This is a genomic window from Pseudarthrobacter sp. TE3704, assembly GCF_056279405.1.
The window spans coordinates 524,691-549,332 of sequence record NZ_JBWCCJ010000003.1; the positions used below are offsets into that span (position 1 = coordinate 524,691).

Here is a 24,642-nt window from a genome sequence, read left to right on the forward strand (position 1 = left end):
CGCGCAGCTGTTTACCGGTATGCGGCCACAAACGGCGCATTGGTGGGCACGATCTGCTTGCCCAGCGGCATCAATGACACCGGAATCAGCTTCAGGTTGGCGATGGCCAGCGGGATGCCGATGATCGTGATGGCCATGGCAAAAGCCGTCACCACGTGCCCGATGGCGATCCAGATGCCCGCTACCAGCAGCCAGATCACGTTGCCCAGCAGCGAAAAGACACCCGAGCCACCAGGCTTGTCCACCACGGTCCGGCCGAACGGCCAGAGCGTGTAGGCGGCGATCCGGAATGACGCGATGCCCCACGGGATGGTGATGATCAGCAGGCAGCAGATCACCCCGGCCGCGAAGTAGCCGAGCGCGAGCCAGAACCCGCCGAAAACCAACCAGATGATGTTGAGCAGTGTCTTCATCCATCCATTGTGCCCCGGCAGGTTCCACCCGGACGTAGGGGGATCCCCTGACCGGACCCTGAAAACGGAGTCCTGGCGAGGGCATCCCCGCGGGCCGTCAGAGGTTGGCGTCCGACTTCGCGGCCTGTACGAAGGCGCGGATCTTGGCCAGGTCCTTGACCCCGCGGGATGCCTCCACGCCGGAGGACACATCCACGCCCCACGCGTTGGCCGCCACGGACGCCTGCGCCACGTTGGCCGGGTCCAGGCCGCCGGCGAGCAGCCACCTGCGCCCCTGGAGTTCCGGCACCTCGGCCATGGCGGCATAATCCCAAGCTTCGCCCGAACCGGGAACCGCGGAGTCGATCAGCAGCAAGTCCTCGCCCCAGTCTTCAATCTCTGACCGGGCGGCGCCCATGGTGACGGCCCTGACCAGCTTCATGCCGGCGTCGTGCACTGTTTCCACGTCCTGGCGGGAACGGGAGCCATGCAGCTGGATCCACTCCAGCCCGGCGGCCCGGGCAATGGCGACGGCGTCCGCCACCGGCTCGTGGCGGAACACGGCGATCGGGGACACCCCCGCGGGGACCTCCGCCAGCAGCGAGGTCACCTGGCCCGGCGAGACAACCCGGGGGCTGGCGGTGAGGACAAAACCCACAGCATCAGCGCCGGCGTCCACCGCCTCACGGATGGATTCGGGCGTACTGAGACCGCACACTTTGACGAACATTCCCGGCTCCTTCAGGCTGTTTTCGTGTTGACCCCCCGGAGGAGAGTAGCAGGCAACGCCCCACCCCGCGATGCCCGCACCAGACGAACTAGGCTGGGCTGATGGAAATCATCCGCTTCGCTGACCTCAAGGCCGAACCGTGGCGCAACGGCGGCGGGGTGACACGACAGATCGCGAGCCGGCCCACGTCTGCATCCCCCATCCAGGACGGTGCCGGCGACGGTGGCTGGGACTGGCGGGTCAGCATCGCGGATGTGACCAAGGCCGGCGACTTTTCGCCGTTTCCCGGCATGGAGCGCGTCCTCACGGTGATCGAGGGCGACCTCCTGCTGCTCTCCGTAGACGGGGCCGAACACCTCATGGAGAAATACCGCCCGTTCCGGTTCGCCGGCGGAGCAGCCACCTTCAGCAAACTGCCGATGGGCGATGTCCGGAACCTCAACGTCATCACCCGGGCCGGGGCCTTCAAGGGCTTCACGTCCATCATCGAGTTGTCCAAAAAGCGCGCCCACCCCGTGTTCGAAGGGCAGCTGGGGATCCTGCTGCAGGGGCAGGCCACGGTGGGTGCAGGCGACGGTGACCCAATGGACCTGGGCCGGTACGACGCCGTCGTCGGTTCTGATGCGGACACCCCCAACATCCTTGGCCGCGGGTTCCTGGCCGTCGTCTCCATCGACCCCGTTGAGGACTAGCCCGTACCCCGGATAGGCCAGCCTCGCCTTCGGAAGCAGAGCCTTTCCACACTGGTTACCGGTAGCCGCCGTCCCTAGACTCAGGCTATGACCACTTCAACATTCAACGCGCTCCTGTCCACCCAGATCGGCAACGAATTCACGGCCTCGCAGCAGTACATTGCCGTAGCCACCTGGTTCGCCAACCAGGACCTTCCGCAGCTGGCCCGCTACTTCTACCGCCAGTCCGTGGAAGAACGGAACCACGCGATGATGATGGTGCAGTACATGCTGGACCGGGACATCCCCTTCACCATTCCCGGCGTCCCGGCCGTCCGCAACGACTTCGCCTCCGTCACTGAGCCGCTGGCCCTCGCCCTGCAGCAGGAGAAGGAAGTCACCCGCAACATCGAGGACCTGTTCCGGGCGGCCCGCGGCGAGAACGACGCCCTCGGCGAGCAGTTCATGCTCTGGTTCCTCAAGGAGCAGGTGGAGGAGGTGGCGTCCATGACCACGCTGCTGAACATCGCCGAACGCGCGGACAACCTGTTCGACATCGAAAACTTCATCGCCCGTGAAACTGTCGGCGACGGCGGCCGCGACAGTGCCGCCCCGGAAGCCGCCGGCGGCGTCCTCTAACCGCCGCTCCTCCCCCAACTGAGTAGCGCTAACTGTCGTTTGACGGCCCGAAACGACAGTTAGCGCTACTTACTTGGGCCCGCCCCCGGCGGTGAGGTTGGCCACCAACATGGCCACCCGCCGTCGGGCGTTGCTAGTCTGGAAACCAAGGCTCCCATCCGGAGCCTCCGGACGACGGTCCAGTACCCGGAACGCGACAAGACTGGCCAAAGGATCTGTAATGTCCTGGTTAATCCTTCTGGCCTCCGGCGCCCTTGAAGCCGTCTGGGCCGCAGCCCTGCACCGCGCATTCCAAAGCACCGGCCGCCGCCGCATCGCCTCGGCCGCCCTGTTCCTGGTGTCAGTGACGGCAAGCACCGCCGGCCTGGCCATCGCCATGCAGTCCATTCCCACCGGCACCGCCTACGCCGTCTGGGTAGGCGTTGGCGTGGTCCTGACCTCCGCCTACGCGATCATCACCAAGGTGGAACGTCCGACGGCGGCGCGCCTGCTCCTGCTGTCCGGCATCGCCGCGTGCGTGGTGGGCCTGAAGGTGGTGGCGTGATGCTGCGGCGTTCCTTCCCCTGGCTGGTCCTCCTGGCCTCGGCCGTCCTCGAAGCGGTGTGGGCCACGGCCCTGGGCCTCTCCGACGGCTTCAGCAAACCAGTGCCCACCCTGGTATTCGTCGTCACCGCCGCGCTGAGCATGCTGGGCCTGGGCATGGCCATCCGCCGCATTCCGCTGGGCACTGCGTACGCCATTTGGGTGGGCGTCGGGGCTGCCTTGACGGTGGGCTGGGCCATGGCCACCGGCGTGGAGCCCTTCAGCGTGCTGAAGGTGCTGTTCATCGCCGGGATCGTGGGCTGTGCGGCCGGGTTGAAGGCACTTCCCGGGGAGAAGGGCCACCCGGCTCCCGAACAGCCTGCCCCTGAGGCCTCCCACCGCTGAGTCTCCCGCGCTGACTATCCCCACCTTTGCGGCGCGCCGACGGCGTGTCCCGGCGAATCGCCGTCGTCCTTGGCGTTCCCGGATTCAAAGGTGGGGAGATTCGGCGCACCGTTTAGGCTTTTGCCATGGACTCCCCCGAGATCTCCCAGGCCATGGACGCCCTGCGGCGCCGGCTGGTTCCCGGTACGCGGACCATCGTGGGCATCACGGGGGCGCCCGGCTCCGGAAAATCCACCTTCGCTGCATGGATCCAGCAGCAATTCGCCCCCGGCACGGCCATAGTGGTCCCGATGGACGGCTTCCACCTGGGAAACGCGATCATCGAGGGCACTCCCCTTCGCCGGCGCAAGGGCGCCATCGACACGTTCGACGCCGGCGGGTTCCTTTCGCTGCTCCGCCGCCTCGTCCGCCGGGACGAGGCAGTGGTCTACGCCCCGGAGTTCCGGCGCACGCTGGACGAACCCGTGGCCGCGTCCATCGCCGTCCCGGCCGAGGTGCCGCTGGTCATCACCGAGGGAAACTACCTGCTCGCTGAGCAGGAGCCCTGGAAGGAGGTCCGGGCCCAGCTGGACGAGGTCTGGTTTGTGGACACCCCGCACGCATTGCGGCTGGAACGGCTGGTGGCGAGGCATGTGTCGTTCGGGATGGACCAGGCGGCTGCCGAAGCCTGGGCCCATGGTCCCGACGAGGCAAACGCCCGGTTGATCCAGGCCACGAAGCCCGGCGCGGACCGCATCATTCCCTGGCACTGACAAGCGAAGAGGAGAACTCATGGTGGCACTCGGCAACGGCCTTGAAGTCAGCCCGCTCGGGTTCGGCGGCATGGCCCTCACTCCCGTGTACGGCGAGGTGGACCCGGCCGACGCAGGCGGTGGACCGGAGCCTGCAGCGGCTGGGCACCGATTTCATCGACCTCTACCACATGCACCGCCGTGACCTCCGCGTTCCGATTGTGGAAACCGTGGAGGCCATGGCGGAGCTTGTGCAGCAGGGCAAGGCCCGGCACCTGGGCCTGTCCGAAGTGACCGCCCGGGAGTTGGAGGATGCCTTCGCTGTCCACGGCCGTCCAGTCAGTGGCCGGCGACCTGGGTGGACGCCCGCCCAGACGGCCCTGGCCTGGCTGTTGGCGCAGGGCAAGCGGCTGGGCTTGCCGGTCGTTCCCATCCCCGGGACGCGTAAACGGCACCGGATCGACGAAAACCTGGGCGCACTGGCCCTGGCCCTCACCCCCGCGCAACTGGATGCCCTGGACGCGGCCTCGGACGCCGTCGTCGGCTCCCGTTACCGGATCCGCAGTGGGTGTCGGAAGGCCGTGAATAGACTCGTCCCATGGACTCACTTCAGTACGACCTGCCGGCCCTGACCATCCGCCGGATCTCCGTCAGCGAGATGGACAACAACGTGTACCTGCTGACCGCGAAGGCCAGCGGGGAACAGGTGCTCATCGACGCTGCCGACGACCTTCCCGCCATCCAGCAACTGCTGGCGGACGCCGCCGCGGACACGGCGGCTACGCCCCGGCTCGCGCTGATCGCCACCACGCACCAGCACTGGGACCATGTCCGGGCGCTGAAGGAGCTGGCTGCGGCGACGGGTGCGCCCACCGCCGCAGGGACGGACGACGCCGACGCGCTGCCTGTTCCGGTGGACCGGCGGCTTGGGCACGGGGATCGGGTGGCCGTGGACGGCTTTGAGCTCACGGCTGTCCACCTGAGGGGGCACACGCCGGGCTCGATCGCGTTTGTGTACCAGGACCCGGAGGGCCCGGCGCACATCTTTTCCGGTGATTCGCTGTTTCCGGGCGGCGTGGGCAATACGCAAAAGGACCCGGAGCGGTTCAACCAGCTGCTCAGCGACGTAACAGAGCGGCTGTTCGGCACCTACCCCGATACCGCCGTCGTGCATCCCGGCCACGGCAAGCCCACTACCCTCGGTGTCGAGCGGCCACACATTGAGGAGTGGCGCGCCCGGGGCTGGTGAGGACCGCGGTGGTTGAGCCTGTCGAAACCCGACAGGCTCAACCACCGAAAACGGAACGCTAGCGGCCGCGGCGCTCGTTGGAAGCCGGAGCCGATGCACGGCGCGGACCGCCGGAGCGGCCTCCACCGGAGCGGCCACCGCCGTTGCCGGCAGCGTAGGATCCGCCGGAGGTGCCGCCGGTGTTGGAGGACCAGACAGCCTTGTTGCCGCCGCTGGCCGCAGCAGCACCTGCGCCGGCGGAGCGCCCGCCGGTGCGTGCACCTGTGCCTGCAGCTGCTGCACGCTGGCCGGTGGCCGGACGTCCGCTGCGCTGGCCGCCGGTGGAAGCCGGACGCCCGGTTCCGCCGCGGGGGGCGTCGCTGCGGGTGACGCGGGATTCTGCACGGCCGTCTGAACCGCGGCCGGCCGATGCACGGCCACCTGCTGCGGGAACATCGTTGCGGTGCGTGGAAGCGGTGCCGCGGCCACGGGCGTTGCGGCGGGCTGCCGCCGCGGCAATCGCGCGGTCCTCGTTCTGCTCTGCGTTGCGGTCGAACGCTGCCCGGGCTTCGGTGCGGCCTTCAAAGGCTGCAGCCCGGCGCTCGGCGCGGGGAACATCGGTGCGGACCGGCTCCGCCGAAACCTTGCCGCGGCCACCACGGCCGCCGCGTCCACCGGTGGTGGGAGCAGCCTGGCGGCGGGCGCGCTTGCGCTCGGCGTTGGCGCCCGTGGAGGTTCCGCCACCCTGCTTCTGGGCCTTGGCGGCCAGCAGTGCGGCACGGGTGCGGGGATCAACCTTGTCGGCAATTTCGCCCACCAGGTCAGCCACGATGGGCGAGTTGGCGGTGACGCGTTCGAAGGTGACCTCCACGCCGGCAGCCTTCATCAGCTTCTTGACGTCGGTCTGCTGCTCCGGGAGGGTCAGCGTAACCACGGTGCCGTCGGAACCGGCACGCGCGGTGCGGCCGGAGCGGTGCAGGTATGCCTTGTGCTCGGTGGGCGGATCCACGTGGATCACCAGTTCGACGTCGTCCACGTGGACACCGCGGGCTGCGACGTCGGTAGCCACCAGGACGCGCACGTCGCCGTTGGAGAACTCGGCGAGGTTGCGGTCACGGGCGTTCTGCGACAGGTTGCCGTGCAGGTCCACAGCGGGGATCCCGGCGTCGGTCAGGGTCTTGGCCAGCTTGCGGGCGTGGTGCTTGGTCCGCATGAAGAGGACGCGGCGGCCGGCGCCGGAGGCGAGCTCCACGATCAGCTGCTTCTTGACAGTCTGGTCGTTGACCACCAGCACGTGGTGCTCCATGGTGGTCACCGCGGCCTGCGGATCATCCACGGAGTGGGTCAGCGGGTTGGACAGGTAGCGCTGGACGATCTTGTCCACGCCGTTGTCCAGGGTGGCGGAGAAGAGCAGGCGCTGGCCCTGGCTGGGGGTCATGTCCATGAGCTTCTTCACCACGGGCAGGAAGCCGAGGTCCGCCATGTGGTCGGCCTCGTCCAGGACGGTGATCTCCACGGCCTCGAGGGTGAGGATGCGCTGGCGGATCAGGTCCTCCAGGCGGCCCGGGCAGGCAATGACAATGTCGACGCCGGCGCGCAGGGCCTTTTCCTGGCGTGCCTGGGAGATGCCGCCGTAAATCACGGTGGTGTTCAGGCCGGCAGCCTTGGCCAGCGGCTCGATGGTGGCGTTGATCTGGGTTGCCAGTTCACGGGTGGGTGCCAGCACCAGGCCCATGGGGCGGCCGGGCTTGCGGAAGTACGGAGCCTCGCGCTCGGCCAGGCGGGCCACCAGCGGGATGGCGAAGGCGATGGTCTTGCCGGAACCAGTGCGGCCGCGGCCCAGGACGTCGCGTCCGGACAGCGTGTCCGGCAGGGTCTTCACCTGGATGGGGAACGGGGTTTCGATTCCCTGCGCGGCGAGGGTGTCGGCGAGGGCTTTAGGTGTGCCAAGGGCAGCGAAAGTAGTCAAAAGTCAAAGGTCTTTCAGGCGGTATCCGTGCGGATATCGGCCCCCGATGCCGGTTGGCCCAGGGGTTCGCCGAAGAAAATTCAGGTGATCAACCAGCCTGCTGCCGCTTATGCAAAGCGGCGGCCGGGACCAAATGGAACGCGTTCATCGACGCAGGATGTGCCTCTCACATGAAAAAAGCCCTGTCCCCTAAATGAAGGGGTACATGGGCATCACTGCACATCAAGTTTCACCAGTCTAGCATCCCGGCGGCACAGACCCGTTTTCGGGTCACTTCCGCTACCCAACCAAGTAGCACCAAGTGTCGTATTGAGGCCCCGGAACGACAGTTGGTACTACTTAGTTGGGGGCGTTGCCTTAGCAGTCGGTGCAGGGCAGTGTTGAGGCATGAGCGAACACGTGGCGCACCACCAGGACATGCACGACGACGGCACCTCCACAGGTGATAACGGCATCGGCACCGGCATCCGCGGCAATGATGCCGCCTCCATCTGGAACGAGCGGTACAGCGCAAAACCGCAGATCTGGAGCGGAAAGCCCAACCCGCAGCTGGTCCGCGAGGCAGGTGGCCTCCGGCCGGGGAAGGCCCTGGACCTTGGCTGCGGCGAAGGCGCCGACGCCATCTGGCTGGCACAGCAGGGCTGGACCGTGACCGCCGTCGACGTTTCCGCTGTGGCGCTGGAGCGGGCCCAGTCGCACGAGAAAGCCGCCCTGGCCAGGGAGAGCGTGCACGCAGGCGAGGGCGCGATTGCCAGCCGCATCACGTGGCAGCAGGCGGACCTGGAGCAGTGGGAGCCCGGTGGGCCCTTTGACCTGGTGACCTCGCAGTTCCTGCACTCCCAGGAGCTCGCCTGGCAGGGGCCGCTCCGGACGGCCGCGGCGGCGGTCAAACCCGGCGGCACCCTGCTGGTGGTGGGGCATCACCCGGACCGGCTGCCGCCGTGGGGAGGCGGAGCCGGGCACACCCACCGGGACATGTTCTACACCGGCGACGAGGTTGTCCAGGAACTGGGGCTGGACGGCCCCGGATGGCAGGTTGAGGTCCTCACAAGCCGCGAGCGCCCGGTGACGGGTCCGGACGGCGAGCACGCCACCATCGCCGACGTCGTCCTGCGGGCCACCCGGTTGGGCTGACGCCTTTCAGGAGGCCTTGGCGGTGACGCGCGGCGCCACGAAGGCCGCGGCTGTGGCGAGCACGGCGGCAAGGGCGAAGACGCCCGCGAAGGATCCCGTCGTCGTCGTAAATGCCGCGAACACGATGCCCGTGGTGGCGAGCGCCAGCGCACCGCCCAGCGAGTCCGAGATGGACATCGCGGAGCTGTTGAAGCCTTCGTTGTCCTTGGTGGACAGCGCAAGGGTCATCACGCTGAGCCGCGGATACAGCAGGCCCATGCCGCCGCCGGCGAAGATCCAGCCGGCAATCGCGACGGCGGCCGGCCAGTGGAGGGACGTGGTGGCCAGGGCCAGCAGTACCGCGCCCAGGACCATCAGCGCCCCGGTCAGGACCGCGCGGCGATGGGACAGCCGGGTCCCGAGGCGGCCCTGGACTGCCGACGCGCCCGCCCATGCCAGCGCTCCGCCCGTGAGGGTGAGGCCGGCGAAGGTGGGGGAAAAGGCGTATTGCTCGATCAGCAGGTAGGGAAGGTAGACCTCGGCACCGAAGAACCCGGCGGAGGCGAGTCCGCGTGCCAGGATCACGCTGGGAAGGCCGCGCCGGGCGATCAGGGTGCCGCGTGGCACCAGGGGCCGGACGGCCAGCAGCGCCAGGACGACGGCGGCGATGGCCAGCAGAGCGGTGGCCGCGGGAACCCCGGGGACGCGGACGCCGGCAGATAGGTTCAGCGCCAGCACCGCGATTGCGGCGAGGGCGGCCCACGCGAGCCGGCCGGCAGCCCACGGTACGGTTGCGGCGTCCATGGGCCGCTGGTCCATCCCGCGCAGCACCGGCGCGATCATCAGCAGCGCCGGAATGACCAGCCCCACCACGCCCAGGAACACCCAGTGCCAGCTGAACACCTGTGCCACGATCCCGGCCGCGAAGGGGCCCACCAGCGACGGAATCACCCACGCCGCGGAGAACGCCGCAAAGATTTTGGGGTGCAGCACACCCGGGTAGATGCGGGCCACCAGGACGTACAGCGCCACGGTGAGGGCTCCGCCGCCGAGCCCCTGGACCAGCCTGCCGGCGACAAGCATCGGCATGGACGTGGAAGTGCCGGCGATGAGCAGGCCCACCACGAATAGCCCCACGGACGCGTACAGGGGTGCCGTTGGCCCGCGGCGGTCGGACCAGTTGCCGGCCGCCACCATGCCGATCACGCCGGTGGCCAGCGGGCCGGCGAAGGCCAGGGCGTAGAGGCCGGCGCCGTTCAGCTCCCTGCTGACGAGGGGCATGATGGTGGTCACCGCGAGGGACTCGAACGCGGCGAGGAACACCAGGGCGCAGGTGCCGATGGTCACCCACAGGTACGGCCGCTGCAGGATGCCGGCGGCCGGATGGGTGGTTGGAACGGTGGAGTCGGGCATGCAGGCCTTAGCCGATGTACCGGTCGCGGCCGGCGCGGTAGCCGAAGACGGCCGCGAGCAGGCCGACCACCAGGAACAGGAATCCGGCGGCGGTGAAGGAACCGGTGGCCTGGTGCAGCTGGCCCACCAGCAGGGTTCCGGTTGAACCGAGCCCGTACCCGACGCCCTGCATCATCCCGGACAGGTGCGCAGCGGTGTGGCCGTCGCGGGTGCGGAGCATGATCATGGACAGGGCAACGGCCGTGAGGCTTCCCTGCCCAAGGCCCAGCAGCCCGGCCCACACCCACACCAGCTCCAGGGGCCCGAAGATGCTCAGCGCGAACCCCGCACCGGTCATCAGGGCAACCACGGTGTTGATGAACCGCTGATCGCGGAGCCTGGCAGCAAGCGCCGGGGCGAACAGTGAACCCAGCATCTGCAGCACGATGCTGACGGACACGATCAGGCCCGCCGTCGCCCCGTCCACGCCCCGCTCGCGCAGGATCGGCGCCAGCCACGCGAAAACACTGAAGGACATCATCGCCTGCAGCACCATAAAGATGGTCACCTGCCAGGCCACCGTGGAGCGCCACACGTTCACCCCGTCCCTGGCAGCCTGGTGCCTGATCCGGGGCTGGCGGACGGCCACCGGCAGGAACAGGAGAAGGACGACGGCGGCCGGCACCGCCCAGAACCACAGCGCCAGGGTCCACTCCCCCGTCGCCGCGTAGACCGGGTACGTGAAGCCGGCACCAAGCGCGGCGGACGCGCAGATCGCCGTCGTGTACAGCCCGCCCATCAGGCCCAGCCGGTGCGGGAAATCCCGCTTCACCAACCCCGGCAACAGGACATTGCACAGGGCGATCGCAGCCCCGCACGCCGCCGTCCCGGCAAGGAGCGCGGGCAGGTGGCCGGCGGCGGGCAGCCCCGTGTCCACCGGGCGCAGCAGCAGCCCCGCAGTCAGGACCGCCATGGCACCGAGCAGGACACGCTCGGCACCGAACCGGCGCGCCAAGACCGGGGCGAGCGGCGCGAAGACGCCCAGCAGCGTCACGGGAACAGTTGTCAGGACCACCACCGCCCATCCGGGCAACGCCGCCTGCGAGCTGGCCTCCGGCAGCACGGCGGAGAAGCTGGAGAACACGGTCCGCAGGTTGAGCCCGACCAGGACCAGACACAGGCCGAGGTAGGCGAGCTGCCGCCGGCTTCCCACCCGGGTTGGCCCGGGCGCGGGCGCTTCATCAATCTCCGCGTCAACGAGGGCGCCGGGATCAACCCCGGCCTGCGGTGCTGCCTCCCCGGCAGGGTTTCCCGGCCGTTGCTTCCTTGCCTCAGCGTTCGTCGCTTCCGTCACCCGCCCATTGTTGCAGGAGCGGACTGCCACAGGAGTTGTCCACATACGCGGCCCGCGCGCTTTTGGCAGACGGGCAGCGTCCCTAGGTTTGAAGGGCACGCTGCCGGGCCAGTCATTCACAATTAGGGAGAACCATGGACATGCCACCTCAGACTGGGCACAACAATTCCGCGACGGGGGCCACAGCGCCTCAGTCCCAGCCCGTGGTTCCGGCACCACCAGGCGGCGGCCACACCGGCAAAGCGGTTGCAAGCCTCGTCCTTGCGATCGTGGCACCCGCGAGCCTCCTCCTCACGGCCCCCTTCGCCAGTTTTGCCATGCTGTTGACCTTCCCGTACGACGGCCCGTCAAAGAATCCCTTGCTGGCTCCCCTGGTGTTCTGGAGCCTGCCCCTGATCTTCGGCATCACCTCTGCATCGCTGGGCGTCTCCGCTCTTCGGAAGTCCGGACTCCGCGGTCAAGGGTCCGGTCTGGCGCTGGCAGCGTTGTGCATCAACGGCGTTATTTCTATTGTGGGGCTCCTCATGACCCTGCGGTTGGTGTACATGATGCGCTGAGGCGGCCGTGCCGCGGCCATTCCCGCCCGCCACGAACCGGACCCGCCGGCGGGTCCCGCCCCGGTATCCTTGAAGGGATGAGTGAATCCCCCGAAAACCCCCAGCAGCCGCATGTCCCCCGGCCCGTAACCCCCGGCACGCAGGCATCCTTCGGCACCTATGGTGGCCGGCCGGTCAGCTTTGTCCGCCGTGGCACCCGGCTGCAGGGCCGCCGGCAGGCTGCGTGGGAAGAGCATGCAGAGCGGTGGGCTGTGGATGTTCCCCGCCACGTCGCCAACACCTCCGTCCACCCGGATTACACGTTCGACGCCGAGGCGGAATTTGGCCGGAAGGCTCCCCTGATCGTGGAGATCGGCTCGGGCCTGGGCGATGCCATCTGCCACGCGGCGGAGCAGAACCCGGACACCGATTTCCTGGCCGTGGAGGTCTACACTCCCGGGCTGGCGAACACCATCATCAAGATCAACAGCCGGGGGCTGCGCAACGTCCGTGTGGTTGAGGCCAATGCCCCCGAAGTGCTGGCCACCATGCTGCCCGAAGGGTCCGTTGACGAGTTGTGGGTCTTCTTCCCCGACCCCTGGCACAAGTCACGGCACCACAAGCGGCGCCTCATCCAGCCCGAGTTTGCATCACTGGCTGCCCGTGCCCTGAAGCCGGGCGGGCTGTGGCGGATCGCCACCGACTGGTCCAACTATGCTGTCCACGTCCGTGATGTCCTGGCCGGTTCCGAGGACTTCGAGAACCTGCACAACGGCCAGCGCCGCGGACCCGAAAGCCCGCTGACGCAGGTGTGGCAGTCTGGCGTCGAGTCCGTGGTGGGCGGCGCTCCGGTCCGTGAGGGCCGCGCCCCCGTCAGCACCTTGCACACCGGGCCCAACGAGGGCGTGGACGAGACGGGCGGCTGGGCTCCCCGGTTCGAAGGCAGGATCCGCACCAGCTTCGAGGCGAAAGCCCACGAGGCCGGGCGGCTGATCTTCGATCTCTGCTACCGCCGGCGGTAGCAGGAGGTCAGCCCACGCTGATGGCGGCCACAATCTCCCTGAGCATGCCGAGCCGCGGCTCCACGCCGGGGTTCACGTAGGGCCAGATCACCACGACGCCAATGAAACGCGAGCGTTCCCACACACCCACGGTGGCTGCCACCTTCCCCGCGCCCCCGGCGTCGTCGTAACCCACCACCACGGCGTACGCGGCTTTTCCGGGGAGGTTCAGTTCGCCCTCCGCCAGGAGGGTTCCACCCCGCTCCTCACGGTAGAAGCCGGACATCAGGTGCGCCCAGCCGTTGGCCTGCGGTGCGTCCTGCACCGAAGTGTCGTCCTTGATGACGGTGACCAGGACATCGCCCGGGAGTCCGTATTGCCCGCTGTTGGGCCCGGCCGTGGAGTCGCCGAGGACCTGCGTGTGCTCGGGAAAGTCTGCCGTGAACCCCAGCGGGGATTCGATGTGCACGGACATGGTCACAGCCTTTCAAGCTTCGTGTCGTTGGGGACTTTGTAGTAGGTGGACACGTTGGTGGTGGCCTGGCTCTCGGTCTTGACCTCCACCTCACCCAGCTTCACGTCAAGGCCGGCTTCGGTGGACGCTCTGACCACGCTGTTGACCTGCACCGTGGCGGAACCGGCCTCATAGAGCCGAGCGGCATCCCGGGCCGCCCCTGCCTCATCACCCAGTGCTATGTTGCGCAGGTAGCTGTCGATCACGGGCCGGTTCTCCGGCGAGTACTCCACGTCGATCCTGACCGTGCCCTGCGTGCCGGCGGTCACCGAGGACTCCACCTTGGCAGCCTTAACGTCGGTGCCCGCCGTGACCCCCTGCGCCACGGTACCGTCCATGGACACCGACACTGAATCGATGGTGCTGTCCTTGTCCATGGTGACCTGCAGGCCGCCCGTGCCGGAGGCCTCGAAGATCCGCCCGTCCAGATTGAGCGTTCCCTGCGCTGAAACCTCTCCGCTGGCGGTGGAGGTGCCGTCCGTGAGGTTCCGCTCGTAGGCCAGGTCCAGCTTCGCGGATCCGGCCGCGGCCCCGGTTTCCGCTTCGGCCTCCAGCGACAGGGTCCCCTTCGCCTTGTCCGTCAGCCCGGTGGATCCGTTGTCACCGGCCGCATTGTTGATTGTTTCCAGGATGTAGCCCGGCGGGTTGCCCGCCACGTCCTTGATCTCGCCCACGCTGTCCGGCGGCAGGTCGCGGTACATCTGTCCGCGGGCGGCCATGGCTTCCTCCACGCTGCCAAAGGTGTACTCCCGGGACACCTCCCCGCTGAGGGTGGCGCCGGCGGCGCCACTGGTGTCGTTCACGCCCAGCCCCATGTTCCCGTACACCTTCATGGTGGCGGAGCCGTCCGCATTTTCCACCACTTCGGTGCCTACCTCGGCGCCCCCGTGGACCCACGCCACCCGCGCCTCGATGGAGGCCCGGCCGGCCTCGGAGCAGACGGGAATATCCGCCTTCGCCAGCCCCTGCAGGTGGTCCTTGGCCAGCTCCTGCGCAGATTCGGGGATGCCGCCGTCCATGCGCATGAGGTCTTCGGCAAAGGGGCCGTCGTCCCCCTCGCCCTCGATCAGGTACTTGCGGTCCGCTGCGGACAGGCTGTCCCACCACGTCTCCTGCTCCGCGGGGCTTGCATCCAGCATGCGCTCCAGGCCGGCTTCCAGTTCCCTGCGGTGTTCCGCGGCCGCGGCTGCCGCTGCAGCCTGTTCCTGCAGCCAGTCCCGGGCCTGGGCGGCGAGCGACTGGAGGGGGTCCCACAGGCTGGTGCCGCCGGTTCCGCCGGATGACGACGCCTTCTCCTGCTCATCCGCGTGCTTCAGCAGGAGTTTTGAGTTCTCCCGCAGGCTGGACACCACCTTGTCCAGCCCGGGGCGGTGGCTGCCGGCCCATTCCTGGCGGAACCGATCGCTGTCCGTTCCCTTCCACGGTGCGGACTGGATCTGGCTGTGCAGCGAGCCGGCCCGGGCGCTCAGCAGTGACGCGGCCTGGTCAGCCGCCTTGGCCAGTGCGCGCAGCCGGCTGACGTCAGCGCCGTAAAAGGTCATGGTGTTCCCCCGGAGAAGTCCTCGGTGTGTGTCATCCGCTGCTGCTTAGGGTGGCACAGCCGCCGGGACCGGGCGATGGGGATCCCTCCCCATGCGTGTCCGAAGAGAGGCGCGCATCCACACCGCCAGGCCGCGTACTGTTCCAGACCGTGTCCGCGTGGCACGATTGCCTTTGTGTGGGGCACGCACACCAGTGGACCACCGCGCACTGCGCACGCACAAAGGAACAGCCATCAAAAGAGAACTGAAGCAGGCCGTGGACGCGGCAGAGAACGTCACCAATTCGCGGACTCTGGAACTGCTGGCAAGGGCAGGGTTTGCGGCAAGCGGCATACTGCATCTGCTGGTGGGTGCCATTGCCATCCGGCTGGCCATGGGCGGTACCGGCAACGCGGACTTCAGCGGCGCGGTGGCGGAGCTCGCCACGCAGCCGGCCGGACCCTTCCTGTTGTGGGCGAGCTTCGCGGCGTGCGCTGCCCTTGCGCTGTGGCAGGCCAGCGATGCCATCTTCGACTACAACCGCCTGCCCACCAAGGAAAAGGCCGGAAAAAAGGCCAAGGCCGGGGCCCAGGCTTTGGTGTTCGCCGGACTCGCCCTGACGTTGTTGTCCTTCGCGAGGGGAACCGGCTCGGGCGGCGACAACCAAAGAGCTGTCAGTGACCTGACCGTCTCCCTGATCAAAGCTCCCGGCGGCGTAGCCCTGCTGGTCCTGCTGGGCGCCGGCATCGCCGTGACCGGGGTGGTGTACGGCATCCGTGGGCTCAGGAAATCCTTCGAAAAGCATCTGGTCATGCCCGCGTCCCCAAAGGCAAGGACTGCGGTAACGGTGCTGGGCGTGACAGGCTATGTGGCCAAGGGCGTAGTCCTGCTGCTGACCGGCCTGCTCATCGTTATCGCCACCCTGCAGGCCCACCCGGAGGATTCAACCGGCCTGGACGGCGGGCTCCGCGCACTGCGCGACCAGCCCCTTGGCGTCTACCTTTTGGCAGCAGTGGGTGCCGGGCTCATCTGCTACGGAGTGTTCATGATCGTGCGGGCCCGGCTGGCCAAAATGACCCAGTAACCCGGAAACGGCCAGGGAACCGCCGTCGCGATGACCGCGTCCAGTTGTTGAGCGCCGGGGTGGCTAGGGTGGGACCATGCCCCAGGTACGCGCTGAACGCTTCATCCGCCTCGACCCGGAAACGGTTTTCGCCTTCTCCCAGACCACCGGCACGTTCCGGCTTAAGTGGGACCCGTTCATCTCGGCCCAGGGATTCCTGGCCGGCGCCAGCTCTGCAGCCAAGGGCGTGCGCACCAGGACGCGCTCCCGCCTGGGGCTGACGATGGTCAGCGAGTACGTCTCCTACGTCCCGCCGCGGAACGTGGGCATGACCATGGTGTCCGGCCCCTGGTTCTTCGGGAACTTTGGCGGCGGCTGGCGCTTCACGGCCGGCGACGGCGGCACCCACGCGGTCTGGAAATACACCTTTTCCTGCCGGCCGGCGCTGTTGCGGCCGCTGATGGAGAGGATCGGCACCTGGCTTCTGGGGCACGAGATCGAGAGGCGGATCGACGCGTTCGCCCGCGCCTGCGAGGATGAGGCGCTGATAGCTGAATTCCGTGCCCAACACGGGCCTTCGCCCGAGCTTCCCTAGCCCCGGGCCCGCGAGGAGCCAGGGCTTCAGGTGTCAGGGCTTCAGGCGTCAGGCGTCAGGCGTCAGGCGTCAGGCGTCAGGGCACCGTGATCACGGCAACGGCATGCTGCGTGCCGTCCCGGAGCTCAACACTGGAAATACTTCCCAGCTGGATGGGCGTTGCCCCCGTGACCTTGACCCTGCCGCTGGGGGTTGCCGTCCAGGCGCACGCGCGGTCTTCGCCGCCGGCGCGGTCCCTGACCCACAGCGACAACGTCCCGTCCTGCGGCAGGCTGCTTCCGTTCACGGCCAGCTCGGTCCCCCAGGTCTTGCGGGCGAGGTCGATGCTGAATTGGAGGCCGCCCCCGGACTGGACGGAATAGGTGGCGTCGGGTTGCCCGGGCCGCGCCAGCAATGGTCCGGCAGCGAGTCCCAGGGCGAGGCAGGCGGTGGCCACGGCGCCCACGAGTGCCGCCCACCGCCGTCGTGATGTCCGACGGCGGCGCGCCAGCTTGTTGAGGAGCGGAACCGGAGCGGGGGCATCAGAACCGGACGCTACGGCCGCAACGGCGGTCAGCGCCACGGCATCCGGCACGGGAAGGGCGTCCAGCAGCATTGGAAGCTTCTCAAGCCCGGCCAGTTCCTCGCGGCAGGCGGGGCAGTCCTTGAGGTGGGACGCAAAAGCCGCCTGGTCGTCGTCGTCCAGCCCGCCCAGGAGGTAGGCACCCAGCAACTGGTGGGGATCAAAACCGTTCACCGTTCCACCCCCATTTCATCCAGGATGGTGCGCAAGGCACGGACCGCGTAATAGGCGCGGGACTTCACGGTTCCGCTGGGGATGTTGAGCTGGACGGCGGCTTCATTGACCGTAAAGCGGCGGTAATGCAGGGCAACCAGGACGTCGCGGTGCTCCTTGCTCAGCCGGAGCAGGGCCTCCTCGATCAAGACCCGGATCAACAGCTCATCCACCTTTTCCATCGCCCCGCCGTGATCCGTGAGGCCGCTTTCCAGTGTTTCCGGGCGCCGCTGGGCACGCCGGTAATTGTCGATCATGATGTTCCTGGCCGTCCGGTACAGGTAGCTGCGGAGGCTGCCGTTGATCTCCGGCGCGTGCTGCCAGACGCGGAGCACGGTCTCCTGCACCACGTCCTCAGCCAGTTGGGGGTCCCGGGAGGCACTGAGGACGAACCGGCGCAGGGCGGGGCCGTGTTCGCGGTAGATGGACGCCACCACGTCCTCATCCAGCGGCATGCCGTCCCTCCTGATGTGGTTCTGTCCCACATTCCTGCTGATGTCCTAAAGACGCCGCGGGCCGTTAAAAAGTTCATCCTGCTTGAACCATTCTTCACCCGGATGCGTCGTAGGGGTTAGCGTCCGGTATCAGACGCCGGGCCCAGCCAAGGAGCAACCCATGAAACACCACCCGGGTGCAGGCCTCGCCATCCTGGCCTTTGCCGCGGTACTGACTGCCTGTGCCGGCGGCACCGGAACCGCGCCGGCCACCAGCCCCGCTGTCACCACCGGCGCGCCTGCCACCTCCGCAACGGCCCCCGCCGCCTCGGTGTCCCCGCCCTCGGCAACGTCCACTACGGCCAGCGCCGGCGTCGACCTCAAGACAGCCTCCACAAGCGCAGGGACCATCGTGGTGGATGGAAAGGGAATGAGCGTGTACTTCTTCACGAAGGATGTGAAGGACTCCGGAACCAGTGCCTGCACTGACGCCTGCCTGGTTGCGTGGCCCCCTGTTTTTGCTTCCTCGGAAACTCCGTCCGCCGAGGGCGTCACGGGAGCCTTGGGCACCATCACCACCCCGGATGGCAAGCAGCAGGTAACCCTGGAGGGACTGCCGCTGTACTACTTCGCGAAGGACACAAAGCCGGGCGACATCCTGGGCCAGGGCGTCAATGACGTCTGGTACCTGGCGGATCCGTCCGGCGCCATGATCAAGATGGGCGGTGCATCAGCCTACTGAGTTGGATTTGCCGGCCGGGCCGGCCCGCCTCCATGCTCTTCGCGGCAGGGCTTGAATGGCGGGCGGCGGCCGGAAAAACGGGCCGCAGGCGCCCTACCGCAGCTAGCGCAGCGGAACTGCGGGGAGAGTCCCGGGCAGCGGAAGTTCTGACGCGCCGGGGACGGGCACCTGCGGCGGCTGGCCTACACCGTTGGTGAGATCATCCGGAACGGCGGTGGCCAGGTCCTCGGCAGCAGGAAGGCCGGCCGGCTTCCCCGGGGCGGCGTCCTGCCCGGCTGCCGTTTCCGGCGGGGCGGGAGCGTTCGACGGCGTCACCTCCGCCGGTTGCGCGGCGGGACCTGGTGCGGCCGGGACAGTCTCTTCGGCGGCGGGGGTTGCCGGCGTGGCCGGAACCGGGACTGCGGGGTCATCAGCCTGGTTCCCCGCCGGAACCCCGGTGGATCCCGTCACAAACGAGGCGACGGCATGGTTGAACCGGCTGAAGGAGTCCCGGAACCCCTGGTCGGAAGCCGCGGCGACGGCTCCGCCGGCGGACAGCGAGACGGCCACGGACAGTGCTGTCAGGGTGACGCGCCGCTTGGTCCGGCGCCGCGCGGCCAGCTCATCGGGGGGTGCGGCGGCGGATACTGCTGCGGTCTCAACTGGCGCGGCCGCAGCAGGTGCGGCCGTGCTGTTTGAAGCCGCCACCTCCTCGGCACGCTGCATCAGGGCCGCTACCTCCGCGGAGGGTTCCGGCGCCACAGCACCCAGGGCGCGGAGTTGCAGGAGCGCTGGATGGAGCTGTCCGTCGTCGTCCAGCCCTGCCTCCAGCAGCAGCTGGTCAACGAATCCGTCGCTGCGGGATCCTGCGGTGTCACTCATGATTCGCCTGGTTTCTTGAGAGCGTCTGTGCTTTGAGGTTCTGAAGGGCCCTGCGCTGGAGCTGCTTGATGGCCCCGGTGCTTTTGCCCATGATGCCCGCCACCTGTTCGATGGACAGGTCCGCCACCACGCGGAGCGCCAGTACTTCCTGGTGTTCGCCGCTGAGGCCGTCCAGCATCGCGGCGGCCCCGCCGTGCAGTTCCACCGCCTGGTCCTCCGCCGACGGCGTTGTGCGGCCGTCATCCTGGGGATCGTAGGGCGTCAGTTGCGGCCTGCGCTCCAGCCGGCGGTAGTGGTCCACCATGCGGGCGTGGGCAATGGAGAAGATCAAGGACTTGGCGCCCTGCAGGCCGCCGGTGAGCCCTTTGATTTTCGGATAGAAGGCCAGGAACACGTCCTGGGTTACCGCTTCCGGGTCGTCAACACCGCGGGCCCTGAGATATCCCTGCACGGGGCCGGCGAAGGACCGATAGGCAGCGCCAAACAGCACAGCGGGATCTGTTCCGGCTGCGCTGTCGAATATGTCGATCTCTTCATGGGCCAAAGTGTCTAGCACCAGCGGCTCCTCCATCCCGGAACGCGAGGTGCGCCTGTCCCGGTTGTGCGGTGCGGATTGCCTGTCCCCCGCTGCTTCTTCCGCCTGCGGCAGCACCACGCTGCCGGCAGGCGGGACTGCAGGAACGGGGGGCTGGTTCCTGCAGTCCGGAGTGGCCGCAGCCACAAAACAGCTGCGGTCCACCCTAGCCAACGGTGCCTAGCGGACTGAAACCGCAGGGGCTTCCACGACGTCGGCGCCCTCAACCGGAACAGCAGGCACGGCAGGAACGGCGGGCTCGCCGTCGACACCCGGAACGGCGGGGACGGCAGGAACGGCCGGAAGCTCGGGACGCTCAACCTCAACGGCGGCCGAGCCGGTGGCAGCCGCTGCGGCCTCAGCGGTGGCGTCCGCGTCCGCAACAACATCCGCGCAGAAGTCGCCAACGTTGGCTTCGCCTTCGGCAGCGATAACCAGCGAGGAGAAGCCTTCGGCAGACGCGTTGAGGCCGCCGTTGGTGAAAGCGGTGCAGAGACCGACGGCGGCGGCGCCGGCTGCGTCAACGGCAGCACCGGCGGCAACGGAACCCGAAGCCTGGGCGGCTGCTTCCTCATCGCTGACCGTGGCGTCGGCAGCCGCATCAGCAGTTGCCGTTGCATCGGCGTCGGCTGCAGCATCCGTGGTGGACTCCGCACCGGTCTGGGCGTCAGAGGCTGCCTCGGCTGCCAGCTGCGGGGCGGGAGCACCGAACAGTTCGTGCGCGGTCTGCTGCGCGTCAGCGGGGAGGACACCGGTAACGGCGGCTGCGCCGGTTCCGCCGACGGCCAGGGTGCCTGCTGCCAGGACTCCGGCGGCGACTTTACTGGTGGCGAGAACGGTGAACAAAGACATCAAGTACTCCAAACCTGGACAACATATCGGGTTGGGCCCGGCGTGCGGACCCATCACCTCCTACATCGCCGGGGGCAGCGGAAAGGTTACGGACGCTGGAAATCTTTTTATTGCCCGTCCGTATCAGGACCACCGGACCGTCGCCCTTACGATCGATGCATGTCCAACAGCAACCAGCCGCAGCAGTCCGACACACAAACCGGTGCGCCCCGGAAAGAGGCCGGCACCTGGCAGTCCATGGTGGACAACAACAAGGCGTTGCTCCTGCGGAAGACCGGCCAGGATACGGCCCATTGGGTGGAGCAGGCCCGGGCGGCGGGCATCCGCAGCGACCGGGAACTCCGCGACTGGATGCGGGACGGTTTTGGCGTGACGGGCTATGCCCAGTACGCGGTGTCCTGGGAGATGTTCGGTTACCCGGAGTTCATGCTGCGCGACGCCGACGAACTGATCGACGGCCAATACGCCAACCACCCGCAGCTGCGGCCCATCGCCGATTCCATCCTTGCCTGGGCGTCAGCCGCCGACGGCGTCCAGATCCAGATGCGGAAGGGCTACGTGTCCCTGCACAGCCCGCGCCGGAAGTTCGCCCAGGTGACCCGGTCCACCAACTCGGCGGTGGACGTGACCCTGCGCCTTGATGCTCCCGCCGGGGGCCGGCTGGAACAGGTCAGAACACGCACGGACGATCCCTTTACGCTCCGGGTGCGGCTGGTGTCCCCCGAGCAGGTGGACGACGAGCTGCTGGAAATCCTGGCCGCGGCCCTGGAACAAAACAGCTAGGCCAGGGACCGGAACAGCCAGGAAAGGAAGGTGCGGTCCGCGGGAGGTGCACCGGGGCCGCCGCAGGTTAAAGCGACCCCGGTGCGTTGATCACCCGCGAAGCGGGCAAGCTTCCGGAGGGTGCTTCTAGGCCTCGATGAGGTCGGCGTCGGCCTCTTCGAACTCCACTGCGGCGACGATTTCGAGCGTTTCGGGGTTGATCATGAAGGCTTCGTCGTCCTCCTCCACCATCAGGAAGTCGCCATGGTCGGTGGAGAAGTGCCAGGCCAGGGTCTTCTCGCCGTCGTGCAGGTAGTTGGGGTCCCCCATGGTGATCTTGAGGAGTTCGTAGCCGGCAATGCTGCACAGTTCACGGATGATGATTTCGAAGTCCGGGGCATCCTCCAGCGCCTCGGCCTCTGCCTTGGCCTGGCGTTCGGGCAGGTCCGGGATCAGCGCAACCAGCCGCTGGATGTATGCGCCCACCTCTTCGTCGTCGAGCACCAGGAGATCGGCCTGTCCGCGCAGCCAAGCGGCATTGAGTGCGGTGATGTTCTCCCGCTCCAGCAACTCCTCGAACTCACCGTCGAGCTCCTCCATGCGGAGGACGGCGTCGGGGGTCTCTTCAGCCTGGTCGAGTCCGCCGTCGAGGTAGTGCTCGGCTTCCTCCTCGGTCAGGGCGTCGTAGGCCGCAACAGCGCGGTTGAAGAGGTCCAGGTGGGCCGTTGCGCCCATGCCGGCCATACCCTCGCGGATCAGGGTGTCCGTTTCGGACCGGTCCACAGCCATGAAGGAGTACTGCGCGAAGCCGCCCTCGAGTGACTGCGTGAGGTAGAAATCCACGTAGTAGCTGCGGACCGCCACCGGCGACATCTCCTCGGTGTGCAGAAGAGCGGTGTGCATGGCGTCCACCACGCTCACATTGGCCTCAACTGCCTCCTCATCGCTGGCTTCGATGCTGCTGCTGGTCAGGACGACGGGCTGCTGGCTGGTGATCATGGCAATCCTTACTGCTGTTCGCTGGTGGTGCTCAGGACACTTTTCACGCTACGGCTGAGGGATTACCGGCCCATTGAGGAGGAAGTGAACGTCTAGCGAAGTTTTCAGCAACTGCACAACGGCTAACCGTTTGCCCTGCTGGCGGGAACGCCCACAGACCCCCTCTTCACCAGGGTGGCGGAAAATTCAGGTTTTGCAGCGGGCGTTTTCCTGCCCTGGATCTGGCGGATGAGGGCCTCAGCGGCGGCGACGCCCATCTCGTAGACGGGCTGCGCAATCACGGTCAGAGGCGGTGTGGTGAGGCGGGTCCAGGCAAAGTCGTCGTACATCAGGAAAGAGACGTCGTCCGGGATCGAGAGCCCCAGGTCCTGGATCGCCTCGACGACGCTGAGGCCGATAAGTCCGTCCGAGGCAATGATCGCTGTGGCGGGATCAGGCTGCTGCAGCAGTTCACGGGTGATTTTCCTGATGGACTCAGGACCGCCGGCGTTGAGCCGGACCAGGTCCTCGGGTTGGGGAAGCCCCGCTTCGTCGAACGCACGCTTCATACCATCGCGGCGGTCCGAGATCTGCGAGGAATCCAGCGGCAGGCCGGCGAAGTAAGGCTCATCCGTCCGAATGGTGGAAATGAAGGCAATCCGGCGGTGCCCTTCCCCGATCAGGTAGCTGGTGGATTCATAGGAGATCCCCTCCATCTCCACCGCCACCGTGTCCACCTCCACCCCCTGGGCCCTACGGTCGAGGAGCACCAAGGGCCTTCCGGACGTGTGAACGCTTGCCAGGTGCTGCGTATCAACCGATGAAGCCGGCGCGATGATCAGGCCGTCAACGCGCTTGTCCAGCAGCACCTTCACTGCGTCCACTTCGGCTGCTGTGTCCTCATCGGTATTGACCAGGATGACGTTGAACCCGCTCTTCTTCGCGGTGTCAGTAATGCCTCTGGTCGCGAGGCCAAAGTGCGGGTTCTCGATGTCGCCCACCACCACGCCGATAGTGTTTGACTTCCCGGTATTCATGCTGCGCGCGAGTTCATTTGGGCGGTAGTTCAGCTCTTCCGCTGCTGCCAGTACGCGCTCCCTCACATCGTCACTCACTGCGCCATAGTTGCCCAGCGCACGTGCTGCCTGGGCCTTGGATACCTGCGCGGCCTTGGCGACGTCGGCGACTGTTACATCGCGTCGTCGTGAAGCGTCAGTACTCATTTCGGCCTTTCCCGTAGGACGCTTGACGCCCTTTTGTGGCTTGGGTTACATTTCTATCAATCGGTGTGAGTCCGGTCTCAATCGTAGAGACTGAGACCGGACTCAGCAAGAGGTACCGGCCAAGCATCCCCCCACGGCGGATCTCGATCCTCCACTCCCGCTTCTCTCGATTGGAAAACTCGCTGTGTTTACTCGAAAGACTTTCCGCCCCGCAACACTGGTTGCCGCGGCCGTCGCCGCGGTCCTGGCACTGTCCGGCTGCGGAGCATCCACTCCTGCTTCATCCTCGTCCGCGGACAACCCCTACGGCCTGATTGAGCCCGGATCCATCCGTGTCGCCAGCCTGGGTGACTCGAAGCCGTACACCTTCACCGACGCCCAGGGTAAGTTCACAGGCTTCGATGTCGAACTCTTTACGGACGTGGCCCGCCGGGCCGGTGTAGACAACGTGGTCTTCACCGGCCAGGACTTCTCCGGCCTGCTCGCCGCCGTCGCCAACGGGCAGTTCGACGCCGGTGTCGCCGCCATCGGCATCACGGACAAGCGCAAGGAAACCGTTGATTTCTCCGACGGCTACCTGGCCGGCTACCTGACCATCATCACCACCAAGACGTCCGGCATCAACGATCCGGAAGGGCTCTCCGGCAAGCGCCTGGGCGTTGTCCAGGGAACGCTGCAGGAAGCCTACGCCGTCAAGAACTTCACCTCCGCAAGCCTGGTGCGCTTCCCCGACAACAACACCGCAGTCTCGGCCGTCAACAGCGGTGCGGTCGACGCGCACTTCCTCGACTACGAAGCCGCCAAGTCCTACCAGGAACAGTTTGGCCTGGTGAGCGCAGCAGATATCCCGTCCTTCGACGCTCCCGCCGGCTTCGCCGTCGCCAAGGGCAAGACCGAATTCAAGGAGGCCCTGAACAAGGGCCTGGCCGAAGCCATGGAGGACGGCACCTGGAAGAAGCTCTACGAAAAGTGGTTCCCGGGCTCCCCGATGCCCGAGCAGTACCTTCCCAAGGCCGAGCAGACGTCCAGCCCGGCGCCCAGTAACTAACCCCTCCCAAGGTTGCGG

Annotated in this window: 29 protein-coding genes, 1 pseudogene and 1 riboswitch; of the genes and pseudogenes, 16 read left to right on the forward strand and 14 right to left on the reverse strand. The window is 67.4% G+C overall.

The genetic code is table 11. The features are described from left to right. Positions 1 to 11: 11 nt before the first annotated feature. Both ACZ9BC_RS10170 and ACZ9BC_RS10175 read right to left on the reverse strand, forming a co-directional pair. Complete coding sequence (locus tag ACZ9BC_RS10170; RefSeq protein WP_476245826.1) at positions 12 to 413, reverse strand: YccF domain-containing protein; 402 nt, start codon at positions 411 to 413, stop codon at positions 12 to 14. Between the two features lie 97 nt (positions 414 to 510). Further along, entirely contained in the window at positions 511 to 1,122 is a 612-nt protein-coding gene (locus ACZ9BC_RS10175) for a phosphoribosylanthranilate isomerase (protein WP_476245827.1), read from the reverse strand. A gap of 101 nt (positions 1,123 to 1,223) precedes the next feature. On the opposite strand from ACZ9BC_RS10175, the gene ACZ9BC_RS10180 reads away from it, so the two are divergent. The 7 genes and pseudogenes from ACZ9BC_RS10180 to ACZ9BC_RS10210 all read left to right on the forward strand — a co-directional run bounded on the left by ACZ9BC_RS10180 (position 1,224) and on the right by ACZ9BC_RS10210 (position 5,339). Further along, positions 1,224 to 1,814 carry a HutD/Ves family protein gene (locus tag ACZ9BC_RS10180; protein ID WP_476245828.1) on the forward strand — a complete coding sequence of 197 codons (591 nt, stop codon included), beginning with the start codon at positions 1,224 to 1,226 and terminating at the stop codon, positions 1,812 to 1,814. 87 nt (positions 1,815 to 1,901) lie between these two features. Continuing rightward, positions 1,902 to 2,432 carry a ferritin gene (locus ACZ9BC_RS10185; protein WP_476245829.1) on the forward strand — a complete coding sequence of 177 codons (531 nt, stop codon included), beginning with the start codon at positions 1,902 to 1,904 and terminating at the stop codon, positions 2,430 to 2,432. A 145-nt stretch (positions 2,433 to 2,577) separates the two neighbouring features. Next, positions 2,578 to 2,643: riboswitch (guanidine-III (ykkC-III) riboswitch) on the forward strand. Positions 2,644 to 2,652: 9 nt separating this feature from the next. Then, complete coding sequence (locus ACZ9BC_RS10190; RefSeq protein ID WP_476245830.1) at positions 2,653 to 2,976, forward strand: DMT family transporter; 324 nt, start codon at positions 2,653 to 2,655, stop codon at positions 2,974 to 2,976. Next, positions 2,976 to 3,359: a DMT family transporter gene (locus tag ACZ9BC_RS10195; protein WP_476245990.1), complete on the forward strand. Its 384-nt coding sequence runs from the start codon at positions 2,976 to 2,978 to the stop codon at positions 3,357 to 3,359. Before ACZ9BC_RS10190 ends, ACZ9BC_RS10195 begins: the two co-directional genes overlap by 1 nt. A gap of 125 nt (positions 3,360 to 3,484) precedes the next feature. Then, the gene (locus ACZ9BC_RS10200) at positions 3,485 to 4,111 is read left to right on the forward strand and encodes a nucleoside/nucleotide kinase family protein (RefSeq protein WP_476245831.1); all 627 of its coding nucleotides are present in this window, start codon (positions 3,485 to 3,487) and stop codon (positions 4,109 to 4,111) included. A gap of 19 nt (positions 4,112 to 4,130) precedes the next feature. Continuing rightward, positions 4,131 to 4,679: pseudogene (locus tag ACZ9BC_RS10205) on the forward strand (aldo/keto reductase). 9 nt (positions 4,680 to 4,688) lie between these two features. Continuing rightward, positions 4,689 to 5,339 carry an MBL fold metallo-hydrolase gene (locus tag ACZ9BC_RS10210; RefSeq protein WP_476245832.1) on the forward strand — a complete coding sequence of 217 codons (651 nt, stop codon included), beginning with the start codon at positions 4,689 to 4,691 and terminating at the stop codon, positions 5,337 to 5,339. Positions 5,340 to 5,397: 58 nt separating this feature from the next. Here the strand turns inward: ACZ9BC_RS10210 and ACZ9BC_RS10215 are convergent, their stop codons facing one another. Then, positions 5,398 to 7,287 (reverse strand): DEAD/DEAH box helicase, encoded by a 1,890-nt coding sequence (locus ACZ9BC_RS10215; RefSeq protein WP_079595267.1) that lies wholly within the window; start codon positions 7,285 to 7,287, stop codon positions 5,398 to 5,400. Positions 7,288 to 7,674: 387 nt separating this feature from the next. Here ACZ9BC_RS10215 and ACZ9BC_RS10220 point away from each other — a divergent pair, with 387 nt between their 5' ends. Further along, positions 7,675 to 8,421, forward strand: coding sequence for a class I SAM-dependent methyltransferase (locus ACZ9BC_RS10220; RefSeq protein ID WP_476245833.1), 747 nt, complete (start codon positions 7,675 to 7,677; stop codon positions 8,419 to 8,421). A 6-nt stretch (positions 8,422 to 8,427) separates the two neighbouring features. Here ACZ9BC_RS10220 and ACZ9BC_RS10225 read toward each other — a convergent pair whose 3' ends face one another. Further along, a complete protein-coding gene (locus ACZ9BC_RS10225) occupies positions 8,428 to 9,813 on the reverse strand; it encodes an MFS transporter (protein ID WP_476245834.1) in 1,386 nt (461 codons plus the stop codon). A 7-nt stretch (positions 9,814 to 9,820) separates the two neighbouring features. Continuing rightward, complete coding sequence (locus ACZ9BC_RS10230; protein WP_476245835.1) at positions 9,821 to 11,146, reverse strand: MFS transporter; 1,326 nt, start codon at positions 11,144 to 11,146, stop codon at positions 9,821 to 9,823. Between the two features lie 140 nt (positions 11,147 to 11,286). Here ACZ9BC_RS10230 and ACZ9BC_RS10235 point away from each other — a divergent pair, with 140 nt between their 5' ends. Both ACZ9BC_RS10235 and trmB read left to right on the forward strand, forming a co-directional pair. Next, positions 11,287 to 11,703, forward strand: a complete 417-nt coding sequence (locus ACZ9BC_RS10235) for a hypothetical protein (protein ID WP_476245836.1) — start codon at positions 11,287 to 11,289, stop codon at positions 11,701 to 11,703. Between the two features lie 77 nt (positions 11,704 to 11,780). Next, positions 11,781 to 12,704: a tRNA (guanosine(46)-N7)-methyltransferase TrmB gene (gene trmB, locus ACZ9BC_RS10240; protein ID WP_275730472.1), complete on the forward strand. Its 924-nt coding sequence runs from the start codon at positions 11,781 to 11,783 to the stop codon at positions 12,702 to 12,704. A 7-nt stretch (positions 12,705 to 12,711) separates the two neighbouring features. Here trmB and ACZ9BC_RS10245 read toward each other — a convergent pair whose 3' ends face one another. Further along, complete coding sequence (locus tag ACZ9BC_RS10245) at positions 12,712 to 13,158, reverse strand: hypothetical protein (RefSeq protein WP_476245837.1); 447 nt, start codon at positions 13,156 to 13,158, stop codon at positions 12,712 to 12,714. A gap of 2 nt (positions 13,159 to 13,160) precedes the next feature. Next, positions 13,161 to 14,738 carry a fimbrial protein gene (locus ACZ9BC_RS10250; RefSeq protein WP_476245838.1) on the reverse strand — a complete coding sequence of 526 codons (1,578 nt, stop codon included), beginning with the start codon at positions 14,736 to 14,738 and terminating at the stop codon, positions 13,161 to 13,163. Between the two features lie 193 nt (positions 14,739 to 14,931). On the opposite strand from ACZ9BC_RS10250, the gene ACZ9BC_RS10255 reads away from it, so the two are divergent. Together ACZ9BC_RS10255 and ACZ9BC_RS10260 are read left to right on the forward strand one after the other, a co-directional pair. After that, positions 14,932 to 15,801: a DUF1206 domain-containing protein gene (locus tag ACZ9BC_RS10255; RefSeq protein WP_254865437.1), complete on the forward strand. Its 870-nt coding sequence runs from the start codon at positions 14,932 to 14,934 to the stop codon at positions 15,799 to 15,801. Between the two features lie 76 nt (positions 15,802 to 15,877). Further along, on the forward strand, positions 15,878 to 16,375 hold the full coding sequence (locus ACZ9BC_RS10260; RefSeq protein ID WP_476245839.1) for an SRPBCC family protein: 498 nt from the start codon (positions 15,878 to 15,880) through the stop codon (positions 16,373 to 16,375). Positions 16,376 to 16,451: 76 nt separating this feature from the next. Here ACZ9BC_RS10260 and ACZ9BC_RS10265 read toward each other — a convergent pair whose 3' ends face one another. Further along, positions 16,452 to 17,111 (reverse strand): anti-sigma factor family protein, encoded by a 660-nt coding sequence (locus tag ACZ9BC_RS10265; protein WP_476245840.1) that lies wholly within the window; start codon positions 17,109 to 17,111, stop codon positions 16,452 to 16,454. Continuing rightward, on the reverse strand, positions 17,108 to 17,605 hold the full coding sequence (locus tag ACZ9BC_RS10270) for a sigma-70 family RNA polymerase sigma factor (RefSeq protein ID WP_079595277.1): 498 nt from the start codon (positions 17,603 to 17,605) through the stop codon (positions 17,108 to 17,110). The genes ACZ9BC_RS10265 and ACZ9BC_RS10270 overlap by 4 nt, the downstream gene beginning before the upstream one ends. 160 nt (positions 17,606 to 17,765) lie before the next feature. Between ACZ9BC_RS10270 and ACZ9BC_RS10275 the strand changes: the two genes are divergently transcribed. Continuing rightward, positions 17,766 to 18,326, forward strand: a complete 561-nt coding sequence (locus tag ACZ9BC_RS10275; RefSeq protein ID WP_079595278.1) for a COG4315 family predicted lipoprotein — start codon at positions 17,766 to 17,768, stop codon at positions 18,324 to 18,326. 102 nt (positions 18,327 to 18,428) lie between these two features. Here ACZ9BC_RS10275 and ACZ9BC_RS10280 read toward each other — a convergent pair whose 3' ends face one another. Both ACZ9BC_RS10280 and ACZ9BC_RS10285 read right to left on the reverse strand, forming a co-directional pair. Then, positions 18,429 to 19,187 carry a hypothetical protein gene (locus tag ACZ9BC_RS10280; RefSeq protein WP_476245841.1) on the reverse strand — a complete coding sequence of 253 codons (759 nt, stop codon included), beginning with the start codon at positions 19,185 to 19,187 and terminating at the stop codon, positions 18,429 to 18,431. Further along, positions 19,180 to 19,758 carry an RNA polymerase sigma factor gene (locus ACZ9BC_RS10285; RefSeq protein WP_476245991.1) on the reverse strand — a complete coding sequence of 193 codons (579 nt, stop codon included), beginning with the start codon at positions 19,756 to 19,758 and terminating at the stop codon, positions 19,180 to 19,182. The genes ACZ9BC_RS10280 and ACZ9BC_RS10285 overlap by 8 nt, the downstream gene beginning before the upstream one ends. Here ACZ9BC_RS10285 and ACZ9BC_RS10290 point away from each other — a divergent pair. Beyond that, complete coding sequence (locus ACZ9BC_RS10290; protein WP_476246000.1) at positions 19,733 to 19,945, forward strand: hypothetical protein; 213 nt, start codon at positions 19,733 to 19,735, stop codon at positions 19,943 to 19,945. The two genes, ACZ9BC_RS10285 and ACZ9BC_RS10290, sit on opposite strands and share 26 nt — an antisense overlap. On the opposite strand, the gene ACZ9BC_RS10295 is transcribed toward ACZ9BC_RS10290, so the two are convergent. Further along, on the reverse strand, positions 19,942 to 20,613 hold the full coding sequence (locus ACZ9BC_RS10295) for a protein tyrosine phosphatase (protein ID WP_476245842.1): 672 nt from the start codon (positions 20,611 to 20,613) through the stop codon (positions 19,942 to 19,944). The two genes, ACZ9BC_RS10290 and ACZ9BC_RS10295, sit on opposite strands and share 4 nt — an antisense overlap. Before the next feature lie 159 nt (positions 20,614 to 20,772). Here ACZ9BC_RS10295 and ACZ9BC_RS10300 point away from each other — a divergent pair, with 159 nt between their 5' ends. After that, the gene (locus tag ACZ9BC_RS10300; RefSeq protein ID WP_476245843.1) at positions 20,773 to 21,396 is read left to right on the forward strand and encodes a DUF5655 domain-containing protein; all 624 of its coding nucleotides are present in this window, start codon (positions 20,773 to 20,775) and stop codon (positions 21,394 to 21,396) included. A 126-nt stretch (positions 21,397 to 21,522) separates the two neighbouring features. On the opposite strand, the gene ACZ9BC_RS10305 is transcribed toward ACZ9BC_RS10300, so the two are convergent. Then, the gene (locus tag ACZ9BC_RS10305) at positions 21,523 to 22,374 is read right to left on the reverse strand and encodes a DMP19 family protein (protein ID WP_476245844.1); all 852 of its coding nucleotides are present in this window, start codon (positions 22,372 to 22,374) and stop codon (positions 21,523 to 21,525) included. A 122-nt stretch (positions 22,375 to 22,496) separates the two neighbouring features. Beyond that, positions 22,497 to 23,576, reverse strand: coding sequence for a LacI family DNA-binding transcriptional regulator (locus tag ACZ9BC_RS10310; protein WP_476245845.1), 1,080 nt, complete (start codon positions 23,574 to 23,576; stop codon positions 22,497 to 22,499). Between the two features lie 184 nt (positions 23,577 to 23,760). On the opposite strand from ACZ9BC_RS10310, the gene ACZ9BC_RS10315 reads away from it, so the two are divergent. Next, positions 23,761 to 24,624 carry an ABC transporter substrate-binding protein gene (locus tag ACZ9BC_RS10315; RefSeq protein ID WP_275730457.1) on the forward strand — a complete coding sequence of 288 codons (864 nt, stop codon included), beginning with the start codon at positions 23,761 to 23,763 and terminating at the stop codon, positions 24,622 to 24,624. Positions 24,625 to 24,642 lie beyond the last annotated feature (18 nt).